Origin of the sequence: Fervidicella metallireducens AeB (assembly GCF_000601455.1) — a bacterium.
GTDB lineage: Bacteria > Bacillota > Clostridia > Clostridiales > Caloramatoraceae > Fervidicella > Fervidicella metallireducens.
The window spans coordinates 102,042-115,054 of the sequence record NZ_AZQP01000001.1 but is presented as its reverse complement, the minus strand read 5'-3'; the positions used below and the strand labels follow the sequence as shown (position 1 = coordinate 115,054).

18 protein-coding genes are annotated in these 13,013 nt (G+C 34.1%); 2 read left to right on the top strand and 16 right to left on the bottom strand.

Annotation, left to right across the window (positions count from 1 at the left end; genetic code table 11):
* Nucleotides 1–8 precede the first annotated feature (8 nt).
* The 15 genes from Q428_RS00550 to Q428_RS00480 all read right to left on the bottom strand — a co-directional run bounded on the left by Q428_RS00550 (nucleotide 9) and on the right by Q428_RS00480 (nucleotide 11,327).
* Nucleotides 9–740 (bottom strand): ZIP family metal transporter, encoded by a 732-nt coding sequence (locus Q428_RS00550; RefSeq protein ID WP_035377190.1) that lies wholly within the window; start codon nucleotides 738–740, stop codon nucleotides 9–11.
* Between the two features lie 60 nt (nucleotides 741–800).
* Nucleotides 801–1,415, bottom strand: coding sequence for a hypothetical protein (locus Q428_RS00545; RefSeq protein WP_035377188.1), 615 nt, complete (start codon nucleotides 1,413–1,415; stop codon nucleotides 801–803).
* A gap of 20 nt (nucleotides 1,416–1,435) precedes the next feature.
* On the bottom strand, nucleotides 1,436–1,807 hold the full coding sequence (locus tag Q428_RS00540; RefSeq protein ID WP_035377186.1) for a hypothetical protein: 372 nt from the start codon (nucleotides 1,805–1,807) through the stop codon (nucleotides 1,436–1,438).
* A 72-nt stretch (nucleotides 1,808–1,879) separates the two neighbouring features.
* A complete protein-coding gene (prfA, locus tag Q428_RS00535; RefSeq protein ID WP_035377184.1) occupies nucleotides 1,880–2,950 on the bottom strand; it encodes a peptide chain release factor 1 in 1,071 nt (356 codons plus the stop codon).
* 107 nt (nucleotides 2,951–3,057) lie between these two features.
* Nucleotides 3,058–3,573 carry a chromate transporter gene (locus Q428_RS00530; protein ID WP_035377183.1) on the bottom strand — a complete coding sequence of 172 codons (516 nt, stop codon included), beginning with the start codon at nucleotides 3,571–3,573 and terminating at the stop codon, nucleotides 3,058–3,060.
* A 1-nt stretch (nucleotide 3,574) separates the two neighbouring features.
* Nucleotides 3,575–4,102, bottom strand: coding sequence for a chromate transporter (locus tag Q428_RS00525; RefSeq protein ID WP_035377181.1), 528 nt, complete (start codon nucleotides 4,100–4,102; stop codon nucleotides 3,575–3,577).
* Between the two features lie 62 nt (nucleotides 4,103–4,164).
* Nucleotides 4,165–5,010, bottom strand: a complete 846-nt coding sequence (prmC, locus tag Q428_RS00520) for a peptide chain release factor N(5)-glutamine methyltransferase (RefSeq protein WP_035377180.1) — start codon at nucleotides 5,008–5,010, stop codon at nucleotides 4,165–4,167.
* On the bottom strand, nucleotides 5,007–5,924 hold the full coding sequence (locus Q428_RS00515; protein ID WP_035377179.1) for a DUF1385 domain-containing protein: 918 nt from the start codon (nucleotides 5,922–5,924) through the stop codon (nucleotides 5,007–5,009). The genes prmC and Q428_RS00515 overlap by 4 nt, the downstream gene beginning before the upstream one ends.
* Before the next feature lie 57 nt (nucleotides 5,925–5,981).
* Nucleotides 5,982–6,191, bottom strand: a complete 210-nt coding sequence (locus tag Q428_RS00510; RefSeq protein WP_035377177.1) for a DUF3006 domain-containing protein — start codon at nucleotides 6,189–6,191, stop codon at nucleotides 5,982–5,984.
* Between the two features lie 9 nt (nucleotides 6,192–6,200).
* Entirely contained in the window at nucleotides 6,201–6,779 is a 579-nt protein-coding gene (locus Q428_RS00505; protein ID WP_035377176.1) for a thymidine kinase, read from the bottom strand.
* Nucleotides 6,780–6,920: 141 nt separating this feature from the next.
* Complete coding sequence (rpmE, locus tag Q428_RS00500; RefSeq protein ID WP_035377174.1) at nucleotides 6,921–7,130, bottom strand: 50S ribosomal protein L31; 210 nt, start codon at nucleotides 7,128–7,130, stop codon at nucleotides 6,921–6,923.
* A 199-nt stretch (nucleotides 7,131–7,329) separates the two neighbouring features.
* Nucleotides 7,330–8,754: a transcription termination factor Rho gene (rho, locus tag Q428_RS00495; RefSeq protein WP_035377173.1), complete on the bottom strand. Its 1,425-nt coding sequence runs from the start codon at nucleotides 8,752–8,754 to the stop codon at nucleotides 7,330–7,332.
* 302 nt (nucleotides 8,755–9,056) lie between these two features.
* A complete protein-coding gene (glpX, locus tag Q428_RS00490; protein ID WP_035377172.1) occupies nucleotides 9,057–10,019 on the bottom strand; it encodes a class II fructose-bisphosphatase in 963 nt (320 codons plus the stop codon).
* A 231-nt stretch (nucleotides 10,020–10,250) separates the two neighbouring features.
* Nucleotides 10,251–10,898: a fructose-6-phosphate aldolase gene (fsa, locus tag Q428_RS00485; RefSeq protein WP_035377171.1), complete on the bottom strand. Its 648-nt coding sequence runs from the start codon at nucleotides 10,896–10,898 to the stop codon at nucleotides 10,251–10,253.
* Between the two features lie 33 nt (nucleotides 10,899–10,931).
* Nucleotides 10,932–11,327, bottom strand: a complete 396-nt coding sequence (locus tag Q428_RS00480; protein WP_035377170.1) for a hypothetical protein — start codon at nucleotides 11,325–11,327, stop codon at nucleotides 10,932–10,934.
* A gap of 179 nt (nucleotides 11,328–11,506) precedes the next feature.
* Between Q428_RS00480 and kal the strand changes: the two genes are divergently transcribed.
* Together kal and kce are read left to right on the top strand one after the other, a co-directional pair.
* Complete coding sequence (gene kal / locus Q428_RS00475; RefSeq protein ID WP_035377284.1) at nucleotides 11,507–11,881, top strand: 3-aminobutyryl-CoA ammonia lyase; 375 nt, start codon at nucleotides 11,507–11,509, stop codon at nucleotides 11,879–11,881.
* 9 nt (nucleotides 11,882–11,890) lie between these two features.
* Nucleotides 11,891–12,706 carry a 3-keto-5-aminohexanoate cleavage enzyme gene (kce, locus tag Q428_RS00470; protein ID WP_035377169.1) on the top strand — a complete coding sequence of 272 codons (816 nt, stop codon included), beginning with the start codon at nucleotides 11,891–11,893 and terminating at the stop codon, nucleotides 12,704–12,706.
* Between the two features lie 24 nt (nucleotides 12,707–12,730).
* Here kce and Q428_RS15315 read toward each other — a convergent pair whose 3' ends face one another.
* Nucleotides 12,731–12,889, bottom strand: coding sequence for a hypothetical protein (locus Q428_RS15315; protein WP_161633571.1), 159 nt, complete (start codon nucleotides 12,887–12,889; stop codon nucleotides 12,731–12,733).
* Between the last annotated feature and the right edge of the window lie 124 nt (nucleotides 12,890–13,013).

Genomic DNA, 13,013 nt, shown 5'->3' with positions numbered 1-13,013 from the left:
CTATCTCCTTATAAAATTGATGTAATAACCAATCCAATTATTATCCCAATAATTATCGAAATTGTTGAAAAAATCCCTTTAAACAAATCCTTACTTTCAGGAATAAGCTCTCCACATACAATATAAAGCATTGTACCACCTGCAAATCCTAAACATATTGTTATAAAGGTTTTTGATATTTCCCCAAGTGCAGCTCCAATATATGCCCCAACAGCAGTTGGCAAAGCTGTTGCTGCAGTTATTCCTATAATTTTAAATCTGCTTATTCTACTCTGCATCAGGGGAGATGCCACTGCTGCACCCTCTGGAATATCGTGCAGTCCTATAACAATGGCAAGTTCTACTCCCAAAGCTCTACCTCCCATGAAACCAGAACCAATTGCCAGCCCCTCTGGAAAATTATGAGCAGCAAGCCCTAAACCTAGCAATAATGCTGTTTTCAGATGCTTACCATATTTTTTCATCATCATAGTATGGGGTAAAAATATATCTAAAAGAGTAACAAAAAACACTCCAATAACAATACCCACTAGGGTTAAAACCATTCCACCCATTGCTATAGCCTCAGGAACTAAATCAAATGTTACAACTGAAAACATAATTCCCCCTGCTATCGCCATTATACTTGACATAACTATATTATTGGATTTTCTAAAACTCGTTGCCAGGATAGCACCTAAAGATGTTCCTATTCCACAAACCAGAGTACCAACTAGTGTTATAAACAATATTTTATTCAAGTTTTCATCTCCTTAAAATTTTAATCTCAATAAAATCTATTTTAAGGAGATATATTATATTCATGACAAATTATACTCTTCCATAAAAGTTCTTACATAATTTAAAGCCAGCTGAGAAAATTCAGCATTGTAAGAGTTTTTATACAAAAGATAAAGATAATAATATTTCCTAGCACCAGCTTTTTTTATAATGTAACAATATAAATCTTTATCCTTATAGCTGTTTCTTAAATGTGTATATACTTTCTTATAGCCTGGATCCCCCTTGATAAAGGAATTATCAAACTTTACAAAGCGTTTGTTTCTCTTTAATTTTTCCATAATGATTACTATTTCAAACTCATAATTCTTTCTTTCTACTATATCTATGTAAATTATTTTATCAAGATTGATGTTAAAGGGAGACTTAAAAAAGCTGTCCTTAATCCTTACTTTTTGATTTCCAAGTATCAACTGAAACTTATCATCAGAAACTAATTTAACGATATTTACAAAAAGAAGTAAGTTCACCACACCTACATATAAAAAGGCAAAATATTTTTCCCATCCCATAAAAATTCCCTGATCATTGAGAACAGCAACTAAATAGACCATTAATATCATTATAAATAATGAAGCTGCAGTAAGTTTCTTTCTCCTTGCAATATCCCTTTTTAATTGTTTCTTTATCTTCAAATTACCACCTCTTCCCGTGGCTATTTATTTATCTCTTTAAACATTTCACCTAAAATATTTTTTCCATTCTTAGATGTAAGAATATAATAATGTTTCCTTTTTGTATATACCTTAGTTAAAAATGATGATTGTCTTAATCCTTCAAATTCTTTTTTATCAATCCTAGTCTTTCTAAGCAGGGTATAAAAATTAATCCCACTGCTGTCTATACTAACTTCATGGCAGAAATAATTCAAATACCAGATTAAAAAAATAGAGTCTATTGATAGATTTAAAATATTTACCCACTTGTAGCTGTTAGAATATAAAATCCAGACATAAGTTAAAACAAGGGTTGCCAAAAATATGGGAAAAATGAGAAACAAAGCTTTATTTACTTTAAATCTTTTCATACCTAACTCCTTTTCTTTAAAACATAGGCATGCCTGAGGTACATAAGTATTCACGCATGCCTAAAATTAAAATTATTCTCCTATTTCCTTCATTTTCTCTGCCTGATCAGCAGTTATCAATGCATCGATCATTTCATCTATATCACCATCAAGAAAGGCTTCAAATCTATATATTGTATGACCTATTCTATGATCAGTAATTCTTCCCTGTGGATAATTGTAGGTTCTTATTCTCTCACTTCTATCACCAGTACCAACCTGGCTCTTTCTTTCTTCTGCCCTTTCTGATCTGAGTCTTTCCTGTTCTAATTCATATAATCTAGCCTTAAGAACCTTAAAAGCCTTTTCTTTATTTTTTAACTGTGATTTTTCATCCTGACAGGAAATTACTATACCAGTTGGAATATGGGTTAATCTAACAGCTGAGTCAGTTGTATTAACACACTGACCACCATTACCAGATGCTCTGAACACGTCTACTCTTACATCATTTGGATTTATTTGAATATCAACATCCTCTGCTTCTGGAAGAACAGCAACGGTGGCAGTAGATGTGTGTATTCTACCGCTTGCCTCAGTATCTGGAACTCTTTGTACTCTATGAACACCACTTTCATATTTAAGCTTGCTATAAGCCCCATGGCCTTTTATCATAAATACAACTTCTTTAAAGCCACCAATATCAGTAGCATTTGTTGACATAAGTTCAACCTTCCAATTGTTTCTTTCCGCGTATCTTGTATACATTCTGAAAAGGTTTGCAGCAAATAAAGCTGCTTCGTCTCCACCTGCTCCACCCCTTATTTCAACGAAAACGTTTTTATCATCGTTAGGATCCTTTGGAAGAAGCAGAACTTTTAATTCCTTTTCCAGTATTTCTTTTTTTTCCTGATACTCCCTTAATTCTTCTTCAACCAGTTCCTTCATTTCCTTATCCAACTTTTCATTAAGCATTTCTTTATCATCTTTAATTCCCTGAACCACAGCCTTATATTCTTTATATTTTGTTACTATTGGTTCTAAGGCTCCATGCTCTTTACAAAGTTTTTGAAACAAAGCCTGATCAGCAATAATTTCTGGGCTACTTATTTTATGGGACAAATCATCATATTTTTCTAAAATAAAATCTAGTTTATCTAGCATAAATTCCTCACTCCATCATATAATTTCACATTATGATATTATAACACAAACTAGTCAGCTTAAACAAGAAATGTTGAAAATGTTAAAAAGTTGTTTTTATTTGTTGTCTAATAAACAATAATCCCTATAATAGCTGAAATGATAATAACGTAGATGGGATCCATTTTTTTAATAAACAAACTACTAAAACCAAGTATAAAAATAGCTGAACTTTTAAAATCAATCACATTAGTCTTAGTTATGCCATAGGCACTGAAGGCAATCAGTCCAACTATTGCTGGTCTGATACCCATAAAAGCTTTCTTCACCAGTTCTTTTTCATATACCTTGGCAAAAAAAGAAGCTATTAATATTATCATTAAAAATGAAGGCAGCACTACCCCTAATGTAGCAAAGATACTGCCCCATATTCCAGCTAGCTTATATCCTACAAAGGTTGCTGAATTTACCGCAATAGGACCTGGGGTCATCTGCGAAATTGCCAGAATATCAGAGAATTCCTGAAATGTCATCCAGTGATTTTTTTCTATAACTTCTCTCTGTATAAAGGGAAGCATGGCATAACCGCCGCCAATTGAAAATGCCCCTATTTTTGCAAACAAAATAAATAATTTAAATACCACATTATTCACCCCTCTTTGCAAATATAATTCCAGTAAAAGCAGATATTAATATCACAAATATGGGGTCCAGCTTTAAAAAACCTACTGCAGCAAAGGCTCCAACAGATACCAGGTACCATACTGATTTTATTCTACTGGTTTTAGCTATTTTAAAAACAGAAAAGGCAATAAGAGCAGCAACTGCTGGTCTAATACCCATAAAAGCCTTTTTTACAATCTCCCTATCCATAAATCTAACAAAAAACATGGCTATAAAAAGAATACTTAAAAAGGATGGGAGTATGCATCCAAGGGTTGCTGATACTGCCCCTAATATCCCTTTTTTTCTGTATCCTATAAAGGATGCCATGTTTATTGCCAGTGCCCCTGGTGTTGACTGGGCAACTGCCAAAATATCAACAAACTCATCCTTTTCTATCCATTGCTTTTTATCAACAACCTCTGACTGTATAAGGGGAACCATTGCATATCCCCCTCCTAGAGTAAAGGCACCAATTTTTGCAAACACCTTAAATAGCTGAAATATCATTTATTCTTCATCTCCATATACTTGTATACTATCTATCTGAATTAATTGATATGATTATAACCTTATTTTTTCCACCCCAAAACAACTCTGTCATGTCCTGCATAGTCCTTAAAGAATTCTATATTTTCAAAGCCATTTTCAACAAGGATACTGGTGACATCCTCCCTTTGGTCATGCCCGATTTCGTAGGCTAAAAGGCCACCATTTTTCAGTAGCCTTGCAGCTTGTTTTGTTATCTTCCTGTAAAAATACAGTCCATCTTCTCCTCCTGATAATGCTGTATATGGCTCATAGTCCCTAACTTCAGTCATAAGGGTTTTTATAACATCCTCCCTTATATATGGCGGGTTTGAAACTATAACATCAATCTCTTCTATTTTTTCCTCAAGTGCTGCAAGTTTATCTGATTTTAGTACTATTACCCTATCATTTACTCCATTTATTTCTGCATTGATTTTTGTAATTTCCAACGGGATTGGCATAACATCAAGTGCATAAACCACTGCATCATCCTTGTATTTTGCTATAGAAACTGATATTGCTCCGCTCCCACACCCCACATCAGCTACAACTGGTTTTTTTAAAGACTCTATTTTTTTTAGAACTTCCTCAACTAATATCTCTGTATCCCCTCTTGGTATTAATACTCCAGGTTCTACATAAAAATCTAATGACATAAATTCCTGATGACCTGTTATATATTGAGTTGGTTCGCCCCTTTTTCTTCTATCAACAAGCTTAAAATATTTATCAACAATATCCACATCTAATTCTTCAATTCTGTTGAGATACAAATATATTCTTTCTCGCTTCAGCAAAAAACATAAAAGTACCTCTGCATCTAGCTGCGGTGTCTCTGTATCCTTCAGTATATTCACTGCTTCCTTTATTGCTTCAAAAATTTTCATGTAGTTGTCTCATCTCCCTCTGGGATAACTGCCTTTAAAGCCGCAATTGCCACTTCTAACTGTCTCGCATCTGGTTCCCTTGTAGTTAGCTTTTGCAACATTAGCCCAGGATATGATAGTATCCTGGCAATGGGGCTGTTGGATTTACCAAACCACTTTATCAGCTCATATGATATTCCTGCAATTAATGGTAAAAATACTATTCTCGAAATAATTCTCAATAATAGATTAGGCCACCCCAAAAATCCAAAAAAAATGATACTTATAATCATAACGATTAACAGAAAGTTAGTTCCACATCGTGGATGAAGGGTACCATATTTCGAAGCATTTTCGGGAGTTAATGGAACTTTTGCTTCATAACAGAATATACTCTTATGTTCTGCGCCATGGTATTCAAAAACCCTTTGTATATCCCTCATCTTGCTTATTAAAAAAATGTATATTAAAAAGACAATCAGCCTTATTATGCCCTCAACAAGATTTATCAGTACACTATTATCACTTATTTTCTTAATAACATTTGCTGCCAATGTTGGCAGTGCAAAAAAAAGTGCAAAGGCTATAACGAAGGAAAGCATTAACGCAAAGCCCATTATAAAACTTTCTGCTTTATCGCCTAATTTTCTTTTCAGAAACTTATCAAATTCGCTTTCTTCATCCTCATCTTCATAAAATGAAGCTGAATATGTTAATGTCTTTATACCAATTGTTAATGAGTCAATAAGTCCCACTGCACCTCTGATTAAAGGTAATGAAAAAAATTTATTTCTTTGTGAAAGGGGAACATTATCCTCAACCTTAACCTCAATTTCACCATCCGGTTTTCTTACAGCAACCGCAACTTTTTTTGGCCCCCTCATCATTACTCCTTCAATAACTGCCTGTCCCCCAATATTAGTCCTTCCAGACATCTAATCACCCCTTATTTTCAACATTTAAACTCCTGAAACCCTTATAAAAAAATACTCTTACTCTTCCCATAAATCCAGGTATTTTTCGACTTCCTCAGTCCTCTTTCTTGTCTTTTCATTATCAACTTTTATTATATCTTCCATAATCAAAACATCCCCTTCCTTTGCTTCATCAGGGAGTCTTGTTCTATTTACATTTTCTATGCTTCCATCATCCTTAATAATGACAGCATAATCCCCTTCAAATCTGTCAATGACACCTCTCATTTTGACACCTCAATCCCTAGGTATTATATGACATTTTCTACATCTAGCTTCATAAGCCTCTTGAGCACCTACTAAAACTATTGGGTCGGAATATCTTGCGGGTTTGCCATTTATGAGTCTTTGTGTTCGTGTTGCTGGATTTCCACATACAACACATATAGCCTGGATTTTGTCTACGAATTCAGCTATTGCTAATAAGCCCTGTATTGGTCCAAAGGGCTCTCCTCTAAAATCCATATCAAGCCCGGCACAAATAACCCTTTTATTTTTATCTGCAAGCTTTCTGCACACATCTATTATTTCATCATCAAAGAATTGAACTTCATCAATTGCCACAACCTGCGTATCCTCAGTAACAAAAGTCAATATTTCCTTTGCGCTTGAGACGCATATTGCTCCCTCTTTATCTCCACTATGGGATACAACATCAGTTTTACTATATCTTATATCAATAGCAGGCTTGAAAACCATTATACTTTGCTTGGCTATTTTTGCCCTTTTTACTCTTCTGATAAGTTCTTCACTTTTGCCGCTATACATAGGTCCGACAACAACCTCTATCCATCCATGATCTTTAGGTCCGTACATGCTTCCCACTCCTTAACAATATATATTGATAGTAACATTTATTTCTATTTTTTAAAATATATATTTCATATTTTCTTTTGAAGTTTTATTATCATAATTCAGATAATTTAACTAAAAAAGACCGGTACTCCGGTCTTTTTTCTATTCTTCTGATTTTAAGTTGTATTTCTTCATGAACTTTTCTATTCTTCCACCTGTGTCTAACACCTTGTGCTTTCCTGTGTAGAATGGATGGCACTTTGAACAAACGTCAACTCTTAATTCCTTCTTAACTGATCCTGTTGTGAAAGTATTTCCACAAGCACATTTAACAACAGCTTCAGAATAGTTTGGATGGATTCCTTCTCTCATCTATTTCACCTCTTTCACAATTGTCTTTTAAAAAATTAGTAAAGAGTACCCCTTTAGCCCAGTAATACCACAAATAGATGAAAGTTCTGCGGCCTTTGGAGTAACCCAAAAGTTTTCAAATTATTTTTTTATTTGAAAATCTATACCATTCGTCAACTCTTAACATTATATCATAGTAATTTTTTTAAATCAACTATTTTTACAGATACTTTTCATCTCTTAATTGTTTAGGATAAATCTGAACAAAATCCTTATTGTTTTTAGTTCTACTTAAAGCAGTTATTAGGTTTTCTGTGGCTTCCTGAGTAGATAGATTTCCCTGAAGCTTTCTAATAGAAATGATGGTATTCAGTTCATCTTCACTTAATAATAGATCTTCCCTTCTTGTTCCAGATTTATTTATGTCGATAGCTGGGAAAACTCTTCTTTCCTGAAGTCTTCTATCTAAGTGTACTTCCATATTTCCCGTTCCCTTAAATTCTTCAAAAATCACTTCATCCATACGGCTTCCTGTGTCAATTAAAGCAGTTGCCAGTATTGTTAAACTTCCGCCTTCTTCAATGTTTCTGGCTGCACCGAAAAATTTCTTTGGTTGAATCAATGCTCCAGGATCAAGGCCTCCAGATAATGTTCTTCCTGTTGGGGAAATGGTTAGATTATATGCCCTGGCAAGTCTTGTAATGCTGTCTAAAAGAATAACAACATCCTTCTTCATCTCAACTAATCTTTTAGCTCTTTCTAAAACAAGTTCAGCTACACCTGTATGATTGTTGGGTTCTTCATCAAAGGTAGAATAAACAACTTCACCTTTAATTGATCTTTGCATATCTGTAACTTCCTCAGGTCTTTCATCAATCAGAAGTACAATAAGCTCTACATCAGGATGATTGGTGGTAATAGCATTTGCTATTTTCTTTAACAATACTGTTTTACCTGCCTTTGGAGGAGCTACAATCATTCCTCTTTGTCCTCTTCCTAAAGGTGCCAGCAGATCAATAAGTCTTGTAGCTAAATCATTACCAGTAGTTTCTAGGCTAAGTCTTTTATTAGGGTAAATGGGTGTTAAGTTTTCAAAGGATTTTCTCCTTGCTATATTTTCTGGCTGCACTCCATTTATTTCCTGAAGATAAAGAAGGGCTTTATATTTTTCACCTTCCTTTGGGAATCTTGCTTTACCCTTTACCTTATCTCCAGTTCTTAAGCCAAATTTTCTTATCTGAGAAGGAGACACATATATATCCCTTGTACCCTGTTGGTAATTGTCAAGTCTTAAAAAACCATAGGACTGATTTGTTATATGTTCAAAGATACCTTCTACTGTGTCAGAATCCTGCAGAAGTTCCTGTATTTTTTCTCTCTTTTCAACATCAATATCATGCAGTTTAAAACTCTCTACCGGCTTTACAATTTCTTCTACTTCCTCAATCTCTTTTTCAACTTCTTCAAGAATTTCCGTTGGAAGTTCTTCCTGAATATCCTCAGAATGCTCACTTTTTTCCTGTATTTTTAATATTTCTTCAACAAGCTCACTTTTCCTGTATTTAGTCACGGATTTAATGCCGAAGTTTTTTCCTATCTCCCTTAATTCTTCAAGGGTTTTTGTTTTCAGTTCTTCAAAGTTCATACTACACCTCCATGTGTATAAAACACATATGTTTCTTCAAAAGTAATTTATGTAAATTTAAAATTTTTAAGAAATTAATCCAGAACACTGAACAATTTATTTGAATTCTGATTTTTGTTTAATGTGTGGAAATTGAAAAATGGATGATAAAAATTTGAATTTGGAGAAATACTCGAATAGGATTCCTTATTTATTTTATATCTAAAGCTTATAAATGTAAAGCTTTAAAGGAAGAAAGTGATTTCATTATATATAACAATTTTGTAAATAAAAAACCCGAAAAAATTCGGGCTTTTTAAGGATTATCTTTTGTTTTTCTTTAAATTATGAATTGTATTAATAAACCTTATAGTTCCAGTTTTTGCTCTCATAACAACTGATTGGGTTTTAGCCATATCTTTCTGAAGATAAACCACACCCTTTAAAAGATCTCCATCTGAAACACCTGTAGCTGCAAAGTATACCTCATCACCTTTTACTATATCATCCAGCATTAAAACTTTATCACAGTCATCAATACCCATTTCCTTACATCTTTTTCTTTCTTCATCATTTAAAGGATACAGTTTACCCTGCATATCACCACCAAGACATTTTATTGCAGCAGCTGCAATAACTCCCTCTGGTGCACCACCTATTCCGACCATTATATCAACACCTGTATCTTCAAATCCAGTTGCTATTGCAGATGCAATATCTCCATCTGTTATAAGCTTCATTCTTGCCCCAACTTTTCTAACTTCATCCATAAGGCCTTGATGTCTTTCACGATCAAGCATAATAACCGTTACATCCTCTACACTTTTCCCAAGGGCAGCAGCAACCCTTTTTATATTTTCACTTAGTGGAGCATTTATGTCAACACAGCCAGCAGCCTTAGGACCAACTGCTATTTTATTCATATACATATCTGGTGCATGAAGTAAACATCCTTTTTTTGCGACAGCAACAACAGCTAATGCATTTGGAAGACCTCTGGCAACGAGATTTGTACCATCAAGAGGATCTACTGCTATATCTACTTCAATGGAATTTTCGTCCCCACATCCTACTTTTTCACCAATATATAACATAGGTGCTTCATCTAATTCACCTTCACCGATAACCACTGTACCTCTTATGTTTAATGCATCAAACATTCTTCTCATTCCGTCTACTGCTTCCTGGTCAGCTGCATTTTTATCTCCTCTTCCCATTAACTTAGCAGAGCCAAGTGCAGCTGCTTCTGTTACTCTAACAAGACCTAATGCAAGATCCTTATCCATTTTTATTTTCCTCCCATAAACAGAACTAAAATATATTTATTAAAAACTCAATACTATTATAACTACTTTTTTTAAAAAAAGTCAATTAATATTACTCATTTTTTGTTAATTGTGCTATATTATTTTATTTAATTTTCAAAAATATCATACATTAGTCACCTTCATAATATTCAAAGCATTAAGTCTATTAAGTTTTTTATAAAAAATAAAAGTCGGGTTTCCCCGACTTCATTATTTCTTAGGAACTTTTTCCCAATCTTTTAAGAATTTTTCTATACCAATATCCGTTAACGCATGCTTTGTCATCTGTTTTAATACATTAAATGGTATAGTTGCAATATGTGAGCCAGCAAGAGCTGCCTCAACAGCATGCATAGGATGTCTTACACTTGCAGCAATGATTTCAGTTTCTATTCCGTAGTTATCAAAGATTGTAACTATTTCACGTATCAGATTCATGCCTTCCATTCCAATATCATCAAGTCTTCCAAGGAATGGGCTTACATAAGTTGCCCCTGCCTTGGCTGCTAAAAGTGCCTGGGCAGATGAAAAAATTAAAGTAACATTAGTCTTTATTCCCTCGGAACTTAAAATTTTAACAGCCTTTAATCCTTCTATGGTCATTGGGATTTTAATTACGATGTTTTTATGAATTTTAGCAAGTTCCCTTGCTTCTTTCACCATTCCTTCATGCTCTAAACTTATTACCTCAGCACTGATAGGTCCATCCACTATAGAAGTTATCTCTTTAACAACCTCAACAAAGTCCCTTCCTTCCTTTGCAATAAGAGATGGATTCGTAGTAACTCCACTTAAAATTCCCCAACTCTCTGCTTCTCTAATCTCATCAACATTTGCAGTATCAATAAAAATCTTCACCCTAGAAACCTCCTAATTTAAAATTTTTCATTATCATTTTACAACTCTTGATGGTCTTTCTTCAACTATTCCTAAATATTTTAATAACTGATACATATCTTCCATATAACGTGTTACGATATCTTCAACAAACTTTTCTTTCCCCAAAAAGGCTATCTCCATTCCAATCAATGGACAGCTAATTATAGTTACAGGCCTTTCTATTATATCCTTAAGCCTATATTTATATGCATGTGTCTTTTCACATGCTATACAATCTATTTCGATTAAAAGCTCATTGTTTATTATCTGTATTTTTAATAACTTGCTGCCACAATCACATCTGAAACTTGTTGCAGTTTTTAATTTAAAAAAATCTAAATTTATTATACTGAATTTACCGCATTCACTACACTTAACGGCTATTTTACTGGAAGCGTTAAAAATCATAAGCTCACCTCCTAATAATAATTATTCTCTATCAAGTTCTAAAATCCTTTTTAATTTTGATAATTTTACTTAATATTTATGTCAAAAAAAGAAGGATTTTATATTATTTCGAAGAATAATAATATTAAGAAATATCAAATTAATAGGGGGTAATTATCGTGCCAGTAAATGAAAAAGTAATGATCAGATTAAGAATGTCAAGTCATGACGCACATTACGGTGGAAACCTTGTTGATGGTGCAAGAATGCTTCAGTTATTTGGAGACGTTGCAACTGAACTTTTAATCCGCCATGATGGTGATGAAGGTTTATTCAGGGCTTACGACAAAGTTGAATTTTTAGCTCCTGTATTTGCAGGGGACTACATCGAAGCCGTAGGGGAAATTGTTGAGGTTGGTAATACTTCAAGAAAAATGGTCTTTGAAGCTAGAAAGGTTATAGCACCAGTTCCAGGAAGTGATTCAGCTTGTGATGTGCTGCCAGAACCTATTGTTGTGTGCAGAGCTTCAGGAACCTGCGTTACACCAAAGGATAAACAAAGATACAACAAATAGGAGGTTATTATGGAAAAGTTAATTATCACATGTGCTTTAACAGGTGCAGAAGTTACAAAAAAACAAAGTCCTCATGTGCCTTATACCCCAGAAGAAATGGCGCAGTCTGCATATGAAGCTTATTCAGCTGGAGCTTCAATTTTACACGTACATGTAAGACGTGATGATGGTACACCAACTCAGGACAAAAACAGGTTTAAGGAAGTTATTGATGCTATAAGGGCAAAATGTCCCGATGCAATTATTCAGGTTTCAACAGGTGGTGCTGTTGGGATGTCTGATGAAGAAAGACTTCAGCCAGTTGAATTGTATCCAGAAATGGCAACTTTAGATGCTGGAACAATAAACTTTGGTGATGAAATATTTGTTAACAGCTGGCCATCTCTAGTTAACTTTGCAACAAAGATGAAGGCTAATAATGTTAAACCTGAAATCGAAGTATTCGATAGAGGTATGATAGAAAATGCTGTAAGGCTGCATAAAATGGGCTTAATAGATGGCCCAATGCATTTTGACTTTGTCCTTGGAGTTCCTGGTGGAATGCCTGCAACTATGGAAGATTTACTTCATATGGTTCGTTCAATACCTGCTGGCTCAACCTGGACAGTTGCAGGTATAGGCCGTTTCCAGACTCCTATGGCCGCTGCTGCCATAATTATGGGAGGACATGCAAGGGTTGGTCTTGAGGATAATATATATTATTCTAAAGGTGTTTTAGCAACAAATGGCCAGCTTGTAGAAAGGGTTGCACGTCTTGCTAAGGAACTTGGACGTGAGATTGCAACACCCGATGAAGCAAGAGCTATATTAAATATAAAGAGGTAACAACAAGGGAGAGTTTCACTCTCCCTATTTAACTGTTTTATTAGTTATTTTTTTAGCAGGCATCTCCAGCTCTAAATACCTGTTGTTTTTTGCTGCCACTTCTCTTGAGAATGAGGCAGTTTCTTCTCCAAATTCAAAATCCATCTTCCCATCATATCTAATCTGATCTTTATTTTTACCCATAATAACACCTCCGTAACTTAGTTTCTTCACATCTTCAAAATATTATGCTATTGTTATTTATTTTTATGTATATATATGAATATCATGGAAAAAATTCAAATATTATTAAAATAAGGATTCTAAA